The organism is Candidatus Phycosocius bacilliformis (assembly GCF_003112735.1).
Lineage (GTDB): Bacteria > Pseudomonadota > Alphaproteobacteria > Caulobacterales > Aquidulcibacteraceae > Aquidulcibacter > Aquidulcibacter bacilliformis.
The window spans coordinates 138,993-155,893 of sequence record NZ_BFBR01000008.1; the positions used below are offsets into that span (position 1 = coordinate 138,993).

A 16,901-nucleotide genomic window follows, 5' to 3' on the forward strand; every position below is an offset into this window, starting at 1 on the left:
CATCTCGAGCCAGCGCACTGGGTCCTGTAATTGAGGCTTGGCCCCTGCCGCTCTTGTCCTTTAAAAGCCCAGCAGCACCACATAACGGTGCTGTGATCTCCCCACCACAAAGCGCGACCCCCCAACATGATCGACGAATTTGGCTTGATGCCGGACGACCCGGTGTTTGATGCGGCTGTTGAAGCCCTTTATGCAACCGCCTTTGGACCTGGCCGTCACGCCAAAGCGGCAGCACGCCTGCGTGAAAGCAATCGGTGTCGGCGTGATCTGTCATGGATTGCCGTCACGGACGGCGCGGTGATTGGAGCGTGTCGTCTCTGGCCAATTAGGACTGACCAAGGGCAACATTTATTGTTTCTGGGGCCTATTGCCGTGTCATCACATGCGCAGGGTCAGGGATTAGGCGCGCATCTGGTGCGGGCATGTTTGAAGTCCTGTGACGAAAAGTCAGGCTTAGCTGTCGTGCTTGTGGGCGATCTGGCCTACTTTGAGCCTTTTGGCTTTGTTCAGGCCACGGCTGGGTCGATCATGATGCCAGGCCCCGTCGATCCCGCGCGTTTGTTGATCCGCATGTTAGGCCCCAGCGAAGCACCGCGCGGAAAGTTGATGGTCCCTTAGGGTCTTGTGGTGGCACCCTGAGAGGGCAGAACCCTGCTGAGGCGGCCTTCAAGCCACCAAGCGACCAAGGCCAAGCCTGCCAAAATCACGGCATAGACCCAAGCGGGCAGCAAGGCCTCACGACTGGTAGCTGTGACAGCGCTGGCCCCCGCCTTGCGCAGGCCGATCTCTGCACCACGGGCCGACCCGTTCCGCCCGAGGCGGGTTATGGCGGGCAATGCCCCTGTCCCCGCGCGACCCACAAACGTCACGCTGCCCCCGCCCTGGCGTGCTTGTGGCGCAGAGAGAGCCTGTCCATCGGCACTCAATAGGCGGGCCTCTTCAGGGTTGCCGATGCCGGCGACGATGAAACCGCGCTTGTCACCTGATTGCACAAAGGCAAGGCCTGGTTTTGCGATTGCAGTTTGGCCGCGCCATATCCCGGGAGTGTCGCTTTTTAGCATAAGTTCTGTGGTCTGACGGGACGTGCGGATTCGGGCAGGACCTGGATCAGCCGCCGTCCTGCGCTCGACTTGCAACAAGCCAGGAAGGCTTGTGAGAACCAACCGGTCCGCCTCAAGATCAGATTCCTTCATAAGCCAATGTGCCGTTCGACGGAACAATTCATCAAACGGCCCTCCACCATCATAGCCCCGTCGCCAGAGCCACGCCTGATCGCTCATCACCGCAGCCACCCGACCGCGCCCGACTTGCCCCAGAACGAGAAGGGGCTGACCTGCACCTTCCAGCAGGACATCGCCCGACGCAGTCGACGGTTGCACGCGCAGCCAGCGTCCCCAGCTATCGGCTTGCGCTGCCAGACTGGCCGAGACTGGATGGGTTAGACCACGTGCACTTAAGCTAGGCCGGAATGGCGTCTCAAGCGGTGCACCCTTGGCCACGACGGGCAAGATACGTGCGAGAGGTGTTGATTGAACACCCTGATTAAGTGCCTCTGCCGGGCCCGCCAACATCAAAAATGCGCCACCGCCTTCAACCCATTGAGCGACTGAGTCGAGATAATCATCTGGAAGCACAGACAGCCGTGAAAATCGGTCAAACACCACCAGATCAAAACTGTCGATTTTTTCAATGAACAATTCCCGTGTCGGGAAGGGGATGAGCGACAATTCCTCCGTCGGCGTAAAGTCTTCGGTTTCGGGCGGGCGCAGGATGGTGAATTGTACGAGGTCAACGCTCGGATCAGACTTGAGAAGGTTACGCCAAGCCCGCGATCCGGCATAGGGCTGCCCTGTCACCAACAGGACACGCAACCGGTCGCGTACCCCGGTTATGGTCACCGCAAGTCCATTATTGGCAGTTGATATGTCTCCGGTCGCTTCGGGCGTTTCCACTGCAATTGGAACCGGGCCGCGCTGCGTGATCGGAATGGAGATAGCCACATCTTGTCCCGTCGGGACGATTTGGGTTTCGGCTGGTCCGTCGCCAATCTGGACGGTGAGGGGGGCGGTGTCGCCCGTATCTTCCACCCGGACGATGACTTTAGCCAACTCCCCAATCGGGGCTTGACGGGGGGCTGCACGCAAGACCAGGCGGCGGTCGCGCTCATTTGGACTGCCAATCAGGATCTGGTGGATGGGGAATGGGCGCGCCGCTTCGTCGCCGTCGCTGAACCGCCCATCGGTCAGGACTATGGCACCAGCGATCCGGTCCATTGGCAGGCTTGCTAAGGCTTCTTCCAATCCGCTTGCCAAGGCCGTGCCGCCAGGCCCATCCTTGATTTGGCTGATGCGCACCTCCAAATCAGGGACTTGGGATAGCTTGGCTTGAAGGGCCGCTAAGGCAGATTGCGTGCCATTAACCCGGTCGGCAAGAAGCATGCTTTCAGATTGATCCACCAGCACCAGAACGATGTCTTTCAAACCGATCCGGGTCTCACGCACTTGGCTCGGTCCAGATAGGCCAAGGATGAGGACGCAGATAAGTGCCAGCCGAGCCAAGATGGCTTTCCCGCCCAGCCGGGCATAAATCACCAACAGAATGAGGGCGGCCAGCCCAAGAGCCAAAAGTGCCCAAGATGGCAGCACTGGGTCAAAGCCAAGGCGGCTTACAAAAGCGGCTGTCCCCGACCCGTTCATGGTTTCTTGCCCGGGCGGGTGCCCATGCGCTGCAAAAGTGCGGGCATATGGACTTGATCGGCTTTATAATTGCCAGTCAATGCGTAAAGGACAATATTGATCCCAACCCGAACCGCCCACTCGTCATTGCTCGTCGGGCGACCATCAAAACGTGGTTGAGGTGGGCGCGGGGCGCGGCTCCATGCTGCAACCCAGTCGCCATCCCCCAAAATCAAGGGCGAGACGCCATCATTGGCACTGGCTGCCGCGGAGGCTTCGGTCTCCACCCAAAGCTTGGCATCGGGATAGCGACCGGGAAAACGCTGCAGGATATAAAAGGCTTTGGTCAGCACATGGCCTTCCGGCACTTGTGCCAGCGGTGGGGCCTCAATGCCACGCAGGGCAGCACGTGTAACTTGGCGGGCAGCAGCGGGGGTCCGCCCGGCACCGCGCGTGTCGACAAACAGCACACCGCCAGTCTTCATGTAACGGTCCAGGGCTTGTGCGACCTCTGGGCGGGTATCACTTACTGTTTCCCCTAATGTCCAAAAAACAATGGGATACAGAGCAAGATCATCACGGGCCGGGTCGAGCCCAATCACGGGCCCAGTCGCCACCGACGTACGTTCACGCAATGCACGTGAAAGTCCCTCAAGCCCGCGCTGGGTGCGGCCATCAAGCGCAGCATCGCCTGTTTTGACATAGGCAAGCGACACATCGCCCGGCCCGGTTGCAGGGTTTGATTGACTGGTCTGTGCCCAACCAGACTGTGGCAGGCTTGTGAACATGACGAGGGTTGCGATCAGAATGAGTGGGGTCACTGGCGGGGGTTTGGGCACCAAGCCAGACAGACGCCTAAACATGTCACGCAGGTATAGATTCAATTTGCCGGCGAGCAGGAGGCTGAGGACAAGGTCGATTAGCACCAGGATCATTCCGATCCCAAAAAATATGGGGGCAAGCTCGCGCGGTTGCGGGTCTGCGCGGGCTGCCCGGGTAACACCGGGCAAGTTAGCAAGAGGTGGCAGTCGTACGTCCGGCGCAGCAGCCTGCAAAATCCAACGCGCACCGCCGCCTTCGTAAATGCCGGGAGGTTGGGTAAGGCTGGGCCGCAGGCCTGCCACATTCTCGGGCCGAATTGCCCGCATCCCCGGTTCAGGAGTCCGGAAATTGCCATAGCCGTCCAGCACCAACACGGGCTTAAGAGGACTTGTGCCGGTCACAATATTGGCTGGGATGGCGCTGGATGCTGCCCGGGCCAAAACTCGGCGGAACATCTCAACTTGCAGGCCTGAAAATGCCACATCACTCCAAGCAGGACCGGCTGTGGTATGAAACAGCACAATCATCCCTTTGCCAAAACGCCGGGCGCTCACCAGTGGGGTGCCGTCAACCAAGCGCGCCCAGATTTCAAGGCCTATGTCGGTTTTGCTGGCTTGGGCTCCAGTGTCCCCGCGATTGGTTGGGGCGGCGACCACAACTTGGTTGACACGTGCATCATTGGCCACAATCAACCCGGCAAATGGACTGTTTGGCTCAAACGCGGCAATCTTGCCACCATCATCCCAACTCATGGCACCGCGAACCGTGCGCGCTTCGCCGAGCAGTGGAGATGGCAAAAGCGGGTTATCAGGGGAGGCGAGTATTTTCGGACCAGCTGTCCGGATCAACAGGCCCCCGTCTTCGACAAATGAGGTCAAGCGTGCCTGATCTGGCGGGGACAAATCACCCGCATCCGGCAAGATCAAAACATCGAGTCGGGAATCGACCAACCTGTCCAGGCTGGATCGTGTCAGATCTGCATAGGGTTTAAGGGCGCTTTCAAGATAATGGGCGTCTGAGAGCAAGGGCTGATCATCGCGGCGTTCTGTAATCAGACCAGCCCGCACCCGTCGGTCGAAGGCATCAAGGAGAAACACCCCACCAGCAGCACGGACATCACCCACCCGAAGGGCGGCCACATCGCCCATGACGACAGACTCAAGCGCGAAATCTGCCCCAACAGGGGAGCGGGCTTGGCTCGACTGGCGCAGGACTTGGCCTTTGCTGTTGATCGCCTCAAGACGGGATGAGGCCGCAGCTGCGGGGGCCGCGACCAGTGTCAGGCGATAGCCATCTGCCATGGTCATGACCCGGCTAATGGCGACTGCGCCAACCGACGGGGTTCGCAATTTTACGGGCCCTAAAGTCGACAGTGCTTTGGCCAGTTCTTGGCTACCGGCATGGGAAATGCCATCTGAGAACCACACGATGCGTTGCCCAGAAGTCAAACCGCGATCGGGTGTATTCGGAGCTGTACGCACAGCCGCATTGATTTGGTCGCGTGCCTTGTTCGGATCAGGCAAAAGCGGCTGGGGCTGGGCCGCAAGGATGCGGGCGGCTGCAGCTTTGGGTGACAAAGCCTCCAATGTTGTCTCTTTACCTTGTGTGCTGGCGGTCATCACAATCCGAACCGGCCCACGGGCGGCCTCTGCACTGCGGGCGGCTTCCTTGCTGATCTCTGCCCAAGCAGGGGCCGATGTCCAGCCATCATCCAGCACGATCAGCAAAGGTCTGGGGTCGGGTTGAGTGACGGGGTTTAAGACAGGGCCAGAGAAGCCTGTCACCAAAAGCGCCAGCAAAATCATGCGGAACCAAACCAGCCAGATTGGGGCCTTGGCTGGGGTCTCCTCAGTTTGGGCAACGCGTGCCAACAAGGCCGCAGGCGGGAACATCTGGGTGCTTGGCGCGGGTGGCAATGCCCGGATGATCAGCCAAATGACCGGCAACGCCAAAAGGCCCAAGAGGGCGAGCGGTGTTGCGATACCAAGAGGGCCGAAAGTCCACATGGCTTAACCTGACTGCTGACCCGCTCGCAGGCGACCATCCAGACAAGCAAGTGCCTGAAATGTGACCGGCAAGGCTGATTGGTCGGTTGCGTGGATCAGAAGCTGACCGCGTAACTGTCGTAAGGCGGCGCTGAGGGCGTCGACATGGTGATGGTAAAGCCGCTGATAGGCCTCGCGGGCGGCCTGGGCCTGGCCAATCAGAATGGGTTCCCCGCCGGAGGGGCGCTGAAACAGGACCCGACCCTCAAAGGGAAAGGCTTCTTCAGCGGGGTCACGGATCAGGATGAAAGTTAAACCCGAGGCTTGATCAGAAAGAGGCTTCAACCGATCAAGCCAGGTTTCGATCGAAGCCAGACCGTCGCTGACAATCAAAATGTGCGCGGACCTGGCCGAGCCTGAGCGTGCCCGCAGGTCGAAGTTCTGCCCACTGGAAATCAAAGCGCGACCAAAGCCAATAGCTTCCCCTAAACGCGCATCGCCCAATAGACAACTTACGCGCTCCCCGCCTGCTTTGGCAGCCATGGCCAGCGCCAGCGCGATGATGAGCGCGCGTTCGGCCTTGGTTGGTCGGTTGGCACCGTGGCGCCAATGCATGTCCGGGCCGCAATCCACCCAGATCTGCAAATTAGCCGGACTTTCACGTTCCATATCACGCACAAACAGCCTGTCCGAGCGGGCCGACCTGCGCCAGTCGATGTGGCGTAAATCCTCGCCCTCCCGCCATTCGCGATGCTGCCAGAAGGTTTCACCCATCCCGGCCCGTCTGCGTCCATGCGCACCCGGATGTAAACTGGCCTGCGTCTTGCGCGCCTCCAGCAAGAGAGCTGGGAGACCATCGGCCAGGTCTTGCGCAGCCCCAGCCAGATCTGCCGGAGACAAGGCCTGCGTCGCAACCATCAGGCAGAACCCAATGCCTGTTGCACCAATCGATCGATCAACTCACCTAGGTCGAGGCCATCGGCTCGCGCGCGCCAACTCAGAGCCATGCGGTGTATTAAGCCCGCACGGGCGACTGCGGCCACATCGTCGAAGCTGGGACTGACGCGGCCACGCAAGAAAGCCCGCGCTTTAGCCGCTTTGATCAAGGCCTGCCCAGCACGCGGTCCCGGTCCCCAAGCAACCAACTCAGCCATATTGGGGTCGTTTGCATTGTCGGGCCGGGCAGAGCGGACCAGGTTAAGCACCGCATCCAAGACTTTCTCGCCTACGGGCATGTCACGCACGAAGGCCTGCAGGGCAGACAGGTCGCCAGGCTTTAACGCAGGGCGGGCAGCAAGCTGGTTGTTGCCGGTTGTTGCCAGCAGGATTTGCCGCTCTGTCTCCCGGTCAGGGAAAGGTACATCGATCTGGAGAAGGAAGCGGTCCAATTGCGCCTCGGGAAGCGGATAGGTGCCTTCTTGCTCAATCGGGTTTTGGGTGGCAAGCACGAAGAAAGGCTGAGGCAAAGCATAGGTTTGGCCGGAGACCGTCACCTGACCTTCCTGCATGGCTTGCAACAGAGCCGATTGCGTGCGCGGGCTTGCGCGGTTGATTTCATCTGCCATCAAAAGGCTTGTGAAGACCGGGCCTTTGACAAACCGAAACCCGCGCTTTCCCGTACTGTCTTGATCAAGGATTTCTGAACCCACAATATCAGAGGGCATCAAGTCGGGGGTGAATTGCACCCGCCCCCAATCAAGCCCCGTGGCGATCGCGATTGCCTCAACCAAGCTGGTTTTCGCCAGTCCAGGTGCACCTACCAGAAGACCATGGCCTCCTGCCAAAATGGTTGCCAAGGTGAGGTCGATGACGCGTTCCTGTCCCAGAATGGCCCCGCCGACCCCCGCGCGCACTGCGGCGATGGTTTCTAACGCCTGATCAATGCGTTGGGTCGCAGATGTTGCGGCATCATCGGAAGCGGGCGCGGGCGTCTGATCGGTCATGGTCCCAACCTAGCCTGACTCAAGGGGCAAGTGCGAGTATCTTTTCAGATCATAAACTTGTGTGACCTGTTGGTGGTTTGATCTGGCCAATCGGGCCAAACAAACCTAAGTCAAATATGACCCTGGCCAGAAGAACCGCTTGGACACTATGCCCCATTCCAAACCTGACCCTTTGTCTGATCTTTTGGCAGAGTTGGCGCGCCATGCCGGGGCGCCCGGCAGGGAACGTCGCTTGCCACCTGTGGAGAATTGGAACCCGCCCCATTGTGGCGATATTGGCATGGAGATCCGGGCTGATGGCAGTTGGTGGCACCAAAATGGGCGGATCACGCGGCCTTCCATGGTTGAATTGTTTGCCACCATTTTGCGCAAGGATGAGGATGGCCTGACCTATCTCGTGACACCTGGCGAAAAAGTCGTGGTTCATGTGGCAGATGCGCACTTTCTTGGAACACGCGTTGACCGGATTGAGACGGGTCAGGGGCCGAGTATCGTGGTGACCACCAATGTTGGAGATAGCGTCATTGTCGGCCCAGGGCACCCTTTGTGGGTTGAGATTGATCCTATCACCGGCATCCCGCGTCCTTATGTTCGGGTGCGCGGGCGCTTGACTGCCCGGATCTTGCGCGCGCCTTTTTATGAATTGGTGGATTGGGCGGATTTGAAGGATGATCGGCTGATTTTGTCGAGCGGGGGCATAGTGTTTGATCTCGGTGCAGTCGAAGGTTTGGCTCCATGAGCGATGGCGTTCTCATTGACTTGTTGAAGAGCCGGCTCAGTGCGCCTCAAACTTTGCCGCAGCGACCTGAATTCTCTGATTTCGACCTGTCGGGCACCCGTCCCAGCTTCGGTGGTCTGAAGGAAGCCAGCGTTCTGGTTCCGCTCATTACCCGCCCGCAGGGCTTGTCGGTATTGTTAACGCGGCGGTCTGCTGACATGCCTACGCACTCAGGCCAGATTGCCTTTCCCGGGGGACGGCGACAGGATGACGACGTCGATGCGATTGCAACCGCGTTGCGTGAGGCACGCGAAGAAGTGGGGCTTGATCCGGTGCACGTCGACGTGCTGGGAGCGTCTGACCCATATGAGACCGTGACCCGCTTTCGTGTTACGCCAATTGTTGGCTTGGTGTCGGCGGCAGCCGAGTTTCAAGCCGATCCGCGCGAAGTTGATGCAATCTTTGAAGTGCCATTTGCCCACTTCATGGACCCGGCCAATCACCAGCGCCATTCACGCGACTATAATGGCCAGACGCGCTATTATTATGCAATGCCTTATGAGGATCATTATGTCTGGGGAGCAACGGCGGGCATGTTGCGTGCGCTTTATCTGCGACTCTTTGGTTAGCCTCTTGCAGGATAGTGTCTGAGATCACTGCCATGACCTTAAAAAAATGAATCATTTCTGCATGTGACCGAGGGGTCTTTAACCCTCCATTCACCTCAATCCTTCATCGCTGGTCAATGAGTCATGGGTGCGTCCGATTTGGGTCGCAGATGCAAAAGGGATTGAGCGCAGCATGAAGGGCGTGCGGGTCGGGGTCTTGATGGGCGGCTGGTCAGCTGAGCGACCTGTGTCGCTGGTTTCAGGCAAAGCCTGCGCTGATGCTGCCCGGGCATTGGGCGCCGACGTGGTTGAAATTGATGTCGACCGCGATATTGCCCATGTCCTTAAGCAGGTCAGTCCCGACATTGCCCTCAATGCATTGCATGGGCCGTGGGGCGAGGATGGCCGTATTCAGTCTGTGCTTGAAATTGCCGACATTCCCTACACCCATTCCGGCGTTCTCGCTTCGGCACTGGCCATGGATAAGCAGAAAGCCAAAGCCGTCTTTCAAGCTGCCGGTCTTGATGTGCCGGAGGGGCGATTGATGTCGCGGCAAGAGGCCGCGCAAAATCATGCTCTTGCCCCACCTTATGTCGTCAAGCCCAATGCCGATGGGTCATCCTTTGGCGTGTTCATTGTGCGCAAGGGTGAGAACCGGCCGCCCGAAAAATTACTGGACCCTGATTGGCGCTGTGGAGATGATGTGCTGGTCGAAGAATTTATCCCCGGCCGAGAATTGACTGTTGCTGTTATGGGGGAACGCGCACTGGCGGTTACCGAAATCCGCACGGGCCACGAATTTTATGATTATGACGCAAAATATGCAGCCGGTGGCTCGGTTCATCACGTCAACCCATCTGATTTGCCCGCCGACATTCATGCCCGCGCCATGGCCGATGCTGTTCGCGCGCACCAACTCTTGGGGTGCCGGGGTGTGACGCGCACCGATTTCCGCTTTGATCCAGCAACCAAGCGTCTGGTCGTTTTGGAGATAAATACCCAGCCTGGCATGACACCAACATCACTTGCACCTGAGCAAGCTGCCCATGTTGGCATGTCTTTCAACCAATTGGTCGGCTGGATGTTGGAGGATGCGTCATGCCCGCGATGAGACAGACCCGCCGTCCCCCAATGCGTCGCAGCGCCCCACCTCGCAATCGGGCACGAGCACCTCGTCGCGCCGATAGTCATGCTTGGACGATGAAACTGGGGGCTTGGGCGCATGCCCGGATGCGGGCCGCCCAATATGACGGCCCGACACGGCGCATTCTTGTTGGTCTGACCTTGACTTCGGTGGTTGCGATCCTGCTCCTACTGGCTGCAGGCCTCGGCGTGTTGGATGACATGGGGCGCGGTATACAAACCAGTGCAGGCAATGCGGCTCGGTCTGCAGGTCTGGCCGTGCGCATTATCAATGTGCAAGCCCCCGATGGTCAGCAGTTGAGCGCTTATCAACGTGCTGAAGCTGAGGTCACGGCCGGGGTCATGGCTGATGATGTCATGTTTGGGGTCAATCCCGGCGAAATTCGTGATCGTGTCGCCCAATTGCCATGGGTAGAGCATGTGGTTGTCCGCCGCCTGTGGCCCGATCAGATCCAGATTTTGATCACCCCGCGCGCCGCGACAGCCTTGTGGCAGGATCGGGGCCAACTTGCCTTTATGGATGCCAGTGGGCGCAAGCTCGGTCAGGCCAATCACATCACATCTGCTAAAGGCTATGCCTTGGTCGTCGGTGCTAATGCGGGTCCCCGAGCGCCAGCTTTGTTTGAGGCGATGCGCGCTTATCCTGAGATTGCAAGCCGCACCAGCTCTGCCGTCTGGGTGGGCGACCGGCGCTGGACCTTGAAATTAACCCAAGGCGGCGACGTACTCTTGCCTGAAATCGGCATGGGTGAAGCCTTGGCCATGCTCGACCGTCTGCAAGACAGCCACAAGATCCTTGATCGTTCATTTGCCCGTCTGGATCTACGCCATCCAGGCACGATCCTAATCCGCCCGACAGAAGAAACCTTGTCGGTGACTGCACCTGCCCAAGCGGCCAAGTCCGCCCAAGGGGTTTGACCTCCATATAACGAGACGAAAATGTCCTCTCTTACCAAGCGTGCCGCCGTCGAAACCCGAATTCCCGCACCTCGGGCAAGCATGTTGGCAGCCCTGGACATCGGGGCCTCAAAAATCACCTGCTTCATTGGCAGCACTGGGCAAGGAACTGGGCCGTTGCGCGTCGCCGGTGTCGGGACCCAACCGGCGCGGGGGGTCCGTAATGGTGCCATCGTTGATCTTGAGGCTGCGGAAAAAGCTGTTCGCGCAGCGATCACCCAAGCTGAACGTATGGCAGGAGTTACCGTCAGCGAGGTCGTCGTTTCGGTTTCTGGTTTTGGGGTGCGTGCAGAACAGGCCCATGGCGAGATCAGTATTGCCAATGCCGAGATTGGGCCGAAAGAGCGCCGCCGTGTGGTCGGTTCGGCGCTGGAGCATATTCGCCATGATGGTCGTTCCATCCTGCATGCCACGCCCAGTTTCTTTGTTGTTGATGGTCAAAAAGTGCGTGATCCACGCGGCATGCTGGGTCGCAGGCTAGGCGTTGCCGTCACGGTAGTCACAGCACCAACGCCACAGTGGCGCAACATCGTTTTGTGTGTTGAACGCGCGACTTATACGATTTCAGGCTCGGTTGCTGCCCCTTACGCGGCCGCACTTGGCGCTTTGGCGGAAGATGACCTCGAATTGGGGGCATTGGTCGTTGATATGGGTGCGCGCTCCACGACCGCAGCTTTGTTTCATGCCGGTGCCCTGATTCATGTCGATGCCGTACCCATTGGCTCGGACCATGTTACCCATGATATTGCCCATTGCCTCGGCACGACCGCGGCTGCAGCTGAGCGTCTCAAAATTGTACATGGCAGCGCAATTGCTAGTCTGAATGAAGACAATCTGATGATTGACGCTCCGCGCATCGGCGAAGATGGCCAATTGGTTTCAGATCAGGCACCCCGCTCAATCCTCACTGGAATTGTGCGGCCTCGGGTGGAAGAAACGCTGGAATTGTTACGCGACCGGCTTAAGGCAGGTGGGCTGGACAAGCTCAATGCTGGGCGACGCATCGTGCTGACCGGGGGGGGCAGTCAATTAAACGGCGTGCGCGAACTGGCTGTGCGGGTCTTTGAAGGCCATGTGCGGATTGGTCGGCCTCAGCGCTTTACTGGTTTGGGAGATGCAGTTGCCGGTCCGGGCTACTCGGTAGCGGCAGGTTTATTGCGGTGGGGCGTTGAACGGCCAACTGACTTGGCCAGCAGCGCAACACATATGGCCGAACCGTCGAGTCATCCGGTCGCCCGGGCCTTACAATGGCTACGGGATAACTTCTAATCGATAGGAGATGGGGAAGCAGTCGCCTTAGGCCTTCACGCCGATACGTTTGATTTCCCAATGTAAATCAACGCCTTGACTGGCTTTCACTGTCGCAATGACATGATCCCCCAGAGCTTCTAGATCTGCCGCCGTGGCAGTCCCGGTATTGATCATGAAGTTACAATGCTTTTCGCTCATCTGTGCGCCACCAATCTGGTAGCCGCGCAGGCCGGCCGCATCGATGACAGCCCATGACTTACGCCCACCTGATTGAACAGGATCTGGATTTTTAAATGTACTGCCTCCGGTTTTTTCGCGGATGGGCTGGCTTTGCTCACGCTTCTGGGTGATGGCGTCCATCCGCGCGAGAATGGCTTGAGGGGAATCTGCGGTCCCAGCAAATGTCGCCGAGACAAAGATCAAATCGGCAGGTGCCTGCGTGCTGCGATAGCTAAAGCCCATGTCTGCCACGCTTAGAACATGACGGATCCCAGCCCGGTCATAGGCGACGCAGGACACCAGCACATCCTTGGTCTCGGAATCGTAACAGCCCGCATTCATGCGCAAGGCACCACCAATAGTGCCTGGCACACCGCGATAAAATTCAAGCCCGGCAATTCCAGCCTCCGCTGCCTTCTTGGCGACACTGGCATCAAGGCATGCAGCCCCCGCCGTGATTTCAAGTCCATTGACACTGATCTGACCAAAACCGCGCGGCGACAAACGGATGACCACGCCCGGGACCCCGCCGTCCCGCACAATCAAATTAGACCCAACGCCGACGGCCATAACCGGTATGTCAGACGGGCAGGCCGCCAAAAAATGTGCCAGATCCGCTTCATCAGCGGGCTGGAACAAGACTTCCGCTGGCCCGCCAACCCGGAACCAGGTGAAAGGGGCCAGCGGGACTTGAGTTTCCAGTTTGCCCCGCACCGGGGGCAGGCGATCAATCAGGTTCATGTTGCAGGCTTAACCCTAAGGGCAGGTTCGGGGAAGGGGGCAACATCGCACTCCTGCACTCCAACGCGACAGAGTTTGCCAAAGCCAAATCGGCTTAGCACCGCGCGGGTTGCCAGGTCTTCGCCTCCGGTTGTCAGGCCTTGGACAAGGCGTGGGGCATTGGTGTCCAACCGGTCCGCCAATAAATGCGCCGTCCGTCGTGCAATGGCCGCCCCCGAATCGACCCACTTCATATTGGGCGGTGCTTGTGCAGCGAGCTCAGCTTGGACGAGAGGGTAATGGGTACAGGCCAAGACGATAATATCAATGGCCTCGCCCCCCGCCTGGCTTAAAAGGCCGTCTATGGCTTGGGTGAAAATAGCGGGATCTGGGGTTTTCCCCGCGAGCTGTTCCTCAGCGGCTCCGGCAAGGCCGATCGCACCGTGTCGAATGATCGTGTGGCCTGCCCCAAATTCGGCAATCAGGCGGTCCGTATAGGGTCGTGTGACGGTTTTCGGCGTGGCCAGAAGCCCGATCGTGCCGGTCTTTGTCATGCTGGCGGCGGGCTTGATTGCCGGCACCACCCCCACCACCGGCACAGCGAGAGTATGGCGCACGAACTCCAATGCCAATGTGCTGGCGGTATTGCAGGCAATGATCACCAGATCCGCATTGGTCTGGGCTACACCTGCGGCCACAATGGCCGGGACACGCTGCATCAACACCTCATCGGCTTTCTCGCCATAGGGGAAGAAAGCAGTATCCGCGAGATGGGAGATATCGGCCCCGAGCCGGGCATCCATTAACGCATGAATAACTGACAAGCCGCCTAGACCAGAATCAAAAACCAGCACAGAAGGTCGATTTCTCAGGGAGTTCATCCGGTTTAACCGCCTTTCGGGGATGCGTGAATCATGCTGAATTTTTGCTTAAGATTCATCATTTGCGTGAATCGAATTAACTCCTGCTTAAGCATGTCGGGGGCATCCTCAGCCATCGATTCTTACACCTGTTCCGCCAGAAGCCTTCGAGGAGCCTAGAATGGCTATCCGCCTAAATGTCCCCCCCCAAACTGAATTGAGCCCCCGGATTGTCGTCTTCGGCGTGGGTGGGGCAGGCGGCAACGCCGTCAACAACATGATCGATGCGGACCTGCAAGGGGTGGAGTTCGTGGTCGCTAACACCGACGCCCAGGCATTGGCGCGCTCCAAAGCCGAACGGCGCATTCAGATCGGGTTGAATACCACCCAAGGTCTGGGGGCTGGTGCGACGCCGCAAGTCGGCATGGCGGCGGCAGAAGAGAGCCAAAGCGAGATTCTTGACCATCTGGCGGATGCCAACATGGTTTTCATCACTGCCGGCATGGGCGGTGGTACGGGGACAGGTGCGGCTCCGGTCATTGCGCGTACAGCCAAGGAACAGGGCATCCTGACAGTCGCAGTGGTCACGCGACCCTTCCAGTTTGAAGGGCCGCGCCGCATGCGCATGGCCGACGCTGGGATTGCTGAACTTCAGAAATATGTCGACACGCTGATCATCATTCCCAATCAGAATCTGTTCCGTGTCGCCAATGATAAGACAACTTTCCATCAGGCGTTCCAATTGGCCGACCAGGTGCTTCATTCTGGCGTGCGCGGTATCACCGATCTGATGGTGATGCCCGGCTTGATCAATCTGGATTTCGCCGATGTGCGCTCAGTCATGGGCGAGATGGGAAAGGCCATGATGGGGACTGGTGAGGCTAGTGGCGAGCGCCGTGCGCTTGAAGCAGCAACCAAGGCCATCAACAATCCACTGTTAGAAGATATGTCGCTCAAAGGCGCGCGTGGTGTTCTGATCAATATCACCGGCGGTTATGACATGACCTTGTTCGAGCTTGACGAGGCTGCCAACCATATTCGCCAGGAAGTTGACCCGGATGCCAACATCATCGTGGGGTCGACCTTTGATGAATCCTTGGAAGGCGTGATGCGTGTGTCGGTTGTGGCCACGGGTATTGAGGCTGCCGCTGCGATGGAGACCCGCCCGCAAGGGGCGAGCTTTTTTTCAGCAAGCCCAGCCCAGCAGCCCGCTGCCAGCAGCCCTGGGCCGACGGTCGTTCGGGTGAATAACGGCCGTGAACCTCTGGTTCATCAGCCAATTGTCCAGCGTCAACAAGAGCCTCAGCCTGCGCCCGTCGCTGCTCAAGCAGTGCATCAGCAGCCATCTTACCAACAGCCTGCTGCCATGGCCCAGCCCGCGCCTGAGCCTGTTGCACAACCTGTCCAGCAGCCTCTGTTCCAGCAGCCTGTGCAAGCTGCACCAGAGCCTATGCATGCGCGTCAGGATTATGGGCAGCAGCCCGCCCAGCAAGCCCAGCCTGCATATGGCGCAACCGCCCGCCCAGCTTATCAAGCTGCTCAGCCGCGCCCGCAGATGCATGCCCCGGTTCAACGGGCGGAACCACCGGCCTATTCGGCCCGGCCGACTCCACCCCAACCGCAGGAAGAGGCACGTCCTCAACGCAATTCGGGCTTCAATGGTTTCAATATCTTCGGTCGTCCCAAGCCAGCCCAGCGGGAAGAGCAATGGGATGAACGTCCAGAGCCAACTGCCAAGTCGCTGACCCAAACGCCGCCTCTATTTGGCGATGAGTTTGACGATGAGATCGAAATCCCGACTTTCTTGCGCAAACAGGCCAACTGATCGCCTCATTTGGCTGTCGAGACCATGAAACGCCGCCGTGCAGCAATGTACGGCGGCGTTCACGTTTCCTTGTCACAATTCGAAATAATGTTTGGTTTGTCAGATGACAGGGGTGGTGCCAAACAGGCAGCAACACACATTTTGTGCAAGAGATAAGAAGCTACCAAAGGTCCGACGCGTGCAATATCAGACTGTGACAGCCCTTCAGCATACGCTTGCTGGCCAGACCTCATGTGTGGGGATCGGCTTGCATACGGGTAAGCCCGTTCGTGTGACGTTGAAGCCTGCTGGCATTGACCATGGCATTGTGTTTGTGCGGCAAGATGCCCCCGAGTTTGCGCGTCGTATTGCTGCATTGGTCGACAAAGTCACCACCACTGAATTGGGGACGACTCTGGCCAATTCTGCTGGTGTGACCGTGGCAACTGTCGAGCATCTGATGGCGGCTTTGTTCGGCATGGGCGTGGACAATGCGGTGATTGAGATTGATGGTCCTGAAGTGCCCATTCTGGATGGTTCGTCTGAACCTTTTATCGAAATGATCGAGATGGTGGGGCTGCGGGCACTGGGTGCGCCGCGCCGCATGCTGGAAGTGCTCAAGCCCGTATCTGTGGAAATTGGCAATAAGTCGGCACGTCTTGAGCCCTTCGATGGGTTTGAGTTGGATGTGACGGTTGAGTTTGCCACCCGCGCCATTGGTCGCCAGCGTGTGGTGTTTGACTGCACGCCCCAAAACTTTGCCTCAGGGCTCGGCTCAGCTCGCACATTCGGCTTCTTACATCAGGTCGAGGCCATGCAAGCCAAGGGTCTGGCTTTGGGGGGGTCGCTGGAGAATGCCGTGGTGATTGATGGTGATGACATCGTCAATCAGGAAGGGCTGCGCTTTGGTGATGAATTCGTTCGTCACAAGGCACTCGATGCTGTGGGCGATTTGGCTCTGGCTGGGGCCCCAATCAAAGGCCGCTATGTTGCAGAACGGGCAGGCCATGAAATGAATGTTGCCTTGGTCCGGGCCCTTTTGGCCGATCCTAAAGCCTGGCGCTGGAATTTCGCGCCACTGGCAGGAGAATTGCTTCCCGCTGCGGGAGCATGATGTCACAATGAGAAATGCTTTGCGTTAGCGGGCGGGGAGGTGATCCTGTCGACCGCTGCGCACGTGGTGTGGTCGATCAGTT

The 16,901-nt window shown here is 58.6% G+C and carries 14 protein-coding genes; 8 read left to right on the forward strand and 6 right to left on the reverse strand.

From position 1 onward, the window contains the following. Positions 1-126 precede the first annotated feature (126 nt). Positions 127-618, forward strand: a complete 492-nt coding sequence (locus PbB2_RS12960) for a GNAT family N-acetyltransferase (protein WP_108985750.1) — start codon at positions 127-129, stop codon at positions 616-618. Here the strand turns inward: PbB2_RS12960 and PbB2_RS16110 are convergent. The 4 genes from PbB2_RS16110 to PbB2_RS12990 are packed head-to-tail and all read right to left on the reverse strand — an operon-like array spanning position 615 to position 7,425. After that, complete coding sequence (locus PbB2_RS16110) at positions 615-2,696, reverse strand: hypothetical protein (RefSeq protein ID WP_192576335.1); 2,082 nt, start codon at positions 2,694-2,696, stop codon at positions 615-617. The two genes, PbB2_RS12960 and PbB2_RS16110, sit on opposite strands and share 4 nt — an antisense overlap. Next, positions 2,693-5,503 (reverse strand): DUF4159 domain-containing protein, encoded by a 2,811-nt coding sequence (locus PbB2_RS12980; RefSeq protein ID WP_108985754.1) that lies wholly within the window; start codon positions 5,501-5,503, stop codon positions 2,693-2,695. Before PbB2_RS12980 ends, PbB2_RS16110 begins: the two co-directional genes overlap by 4 nt. A 3-nt stretch (positions 5,504-5,506) precedes the next feature. After that, complete coding sequence (locus tag PbB2_RS12985; protein WP_108985755.1) at positions 5,507-6,400, reverse strand: DUF58 domain-containing protein; 894 nt, start codon at positions 6,398-6,400, stop codon at positions 5,507-5,509. Next, positions 6,400-7,425 carry an AAA family ATPase gene (locus tag PbB2_RS12990; RefSeq protein ID WP_108985756.1) on the reverse strand — a complete coding sequence of 342 codons (1,026 nt, stop codon included), beginning with the start codon at positions 7,423-7,425 and terminating at the stop codon, positions 6,400-6,402. Before PbB2_RS12990 ends, PbB2_RS12985 begins: the two co-directional genes overlap by 1 nt. A 172-nt stretch (positions 7,426-7,597) precedes the next feature. Between PbB2_RS12990 and PbB2_RS12995 the strand changes: the two genes are divergently transcribed. The 5 genes from PbB2_RS12995 to ftsA all read left to right on the forward strand — a co-directional run bounded on the left by PbB2_RS12995 (position 7,598) and on the right by ftsA (position 12,120). Then, entirely contained in the window at positions 7,598-8,164 is a 567-nt protein-coding gene (locus PbB2_RS12995; RefSeq protein WP_238165016.1) for a DUF1285 domain-containing protein, read from the forward strand. Beyond that, positions 8,161-8,772: a CoA pyrophosphatase gene (locus PbB2_RS13000; protein ID WP_108985758.1), complete on the forward strand. Its 612-nt coding sequence runs from the start codon at positions 8,161-8,163 to the stop codon at positions 8,770-8,772. The genes PbB2_RS12995 and PbB2_RS13000 overlap by 4 nt, the downstream gene beginning before the upstream one ends. Before the next feature lie 172 nt (positions 8,773-8,944). Continuing rightward, complete coding sequence (locus tag PbB2_RS13005; protein ID WP_108985796.1) at positions 8,945-9,862, forward strand: D-alanine--D-alanine ligase; 918 nt, start codon at positions 8,945-8,947, stop codon at positions 9,860-9,862. Continuing rightward, positions 9,850-10,812 carry a cell division protein FtsQ/DivIB gene (locus PbB2_RS13010; protein ID WP_108985759.1) on the forward strand — a complete coding sequence of 321 codons (963 nt, stop codon included), beginning with the start codon at positions 9,850-9,852 and terminating at the stop codon, positions 10,810-10,812. Before PbB2_RS13005 ends, PbB2_RS13010 begins: the two co-directional genes overlap by 13 nt. A 21-nt stretch (positions 10,813-10,833) precedes the next feature. Further along, the gene (gene ftsA, locus PbB2_RS13015; RefSeq protein ID WP_108985760.1) at positions 10,834-12,120 is read left to right on the forward strand and encodes a cell division protein FtsA; all 1,287 of its coding nucleotides are present in this window, start codon (positions 10,834-10,836) and stop codon (positions 12,118-12,120) included. Between the two features lie 27 nt (positions 12,121-12,147). Here the strand turns inward: ftsA and murB are convergent, their stop codons facing one another. Together murB and murI are read right to left on the reverse strand one after the other, a co-directional pair. Next, positions 12,148-13,062, reverse strand: coding sequence for a UDP-N-acetylmuramate dehydrogenase (murB, locus tag PbB2_RS13020; RefSeq protein ID WP_108985761.1), 915 nt, complete (start codon positions 13,060-13,062; stop codon positions 12,148-12,150). Further along, the gene (gene murI / locus PbB2_RS13025; protein WP_108985762.1) at positions 13,059-13,922 is read right to left on the reverse strand and encodes a glutamate racemase; all 864 of its coding nucleotides are present in this window, start codon (positions 13,920-13,922) and stop codon (positions 13,059-13,061) included. Before murI ends, murB begins: the two co-directional genes overlap by 4 nt. Positions 13,923-14,082: 160 nt before the next feature. On the opposite strand from murI, the gene ftsZ reads away from it, so the two are divergent. Then, positions 14,083-15,726, forward strand: a complete 1,644-nt coding sequence (ftsZ, locus tag PbB2_RS13030; protein WP_108985763.1) for a cell division protein FtsZ — start codon at positions 14,083-14,085, stop codon at positions 15,724-15,726. A 178-nt stretch (positions 15,727-15,904) separates the two neighbouring features. Further along, on the forward strand, positions 15,905-16,819 hold the full coding sequence (gene lpxC, locus PbB2_RS13035; RefSeq protein WP_238165017.1) for a UDP-3-O-acyl-N-acetylglucosamine deacetylase: 915 nt from the start codon (positions 15,905-15,907) through the stop codon (positions 16,817-16,819). Positions 16,820-16,901 lie beyond the last annotated feature (82 nt).

What these genes read in the sequence shown, in the direction of transcription:
- PbB2_RS12960 (WP_108985750.1), top strand. Translation starts at nt 127, where the DNA reads ATGATCGACGAATTTGGCTTGATGCCGGACGACCCGGTGTTTGATGCG.
- PbB2_RS16110 (WP_192576335.1), bottom strand. Translation starts at nt 2,696, where the DNA reads ATGAACGGGTCGGGGACAGCCGCTTTTGTAAGCCGCCTTGGCTTTGAC.
- PbB2_RS12980 (WP_108985754.1), bottom strand. Translation starts at nt 5,503, where the DNA reads ATGTGGACTTTCGGCCCTCTTGGTATCGCAACACCGCTCGCCCTCTTG.
- PbB2_RS12985 (WP_108985755.1), bottom strand. Translation starts at nt 6,400, where the DNA reads ATGGTTGCGACGCAGGCCTTGTCTCCGGCAGATCTGGCTGGGGCTGCG.
- PbB2_RS12990 (WP_108985756.1), bottom strand. Translation starts at nt 7,425, where the DNA reads ATGACCGATCAGACGCCCGCGCCCGCTTCCGATGATGCCGCAACATCT.
- PbB2_RS13000 (WP_108985758.1), top strand. Translation starts at nt 8,161, where the DNA reads ATGAGCGATGGCGTTCTCATTGACTTGTTGAAGAGCCGGCTCAGTGCG.
- PbB2_RS13005 (WP_108985796.1), top strand. Translation starts at nt 8,945, where the DNA reads ATGAAGGGCGTGCGGGTCGGGGTCTTGATGGGCGGCTGGTCAGCTGAG.
- PbB2_RS13010 (WP_108985759.1), top strand. Translation starts at nt 9,850, where the DNA reads ATGCCCGCGATGAGACAGACCCGCCGTCCCCCAATGCGTCGCAGCGCC.
- ftsA (WP_108985760.1), top strand. Translation starts at nt 10,834, where the DNA reads ATGTCCTCTCTTACCAAGCGTGCCGCCGTCGAAACCCGAATTCCCGCA.
- murB (WP_108985761.1), bottom strand. Translation starts at nt 13,062, where the DNA reads ATGAACCTGATTGATCGCCTGCCCCCGGTGCGGGGCAAACTGGAAACT.
- murI (WP_108985762.1), bottom strand. Translation starts at nt 13,922, where the DNA reads ATGAACTCCCTGAGAAATCGACCTTCTGTGCTGGTTTTTGATTCTGGT.
- ftsZ (WP_108985763.1), top strand. Translation starts at nt 14,083, where the DNA reads ATGGCTATCCGCCTAAATGTCCCCCCCCAAACTGAATTGAGCCCCCGG.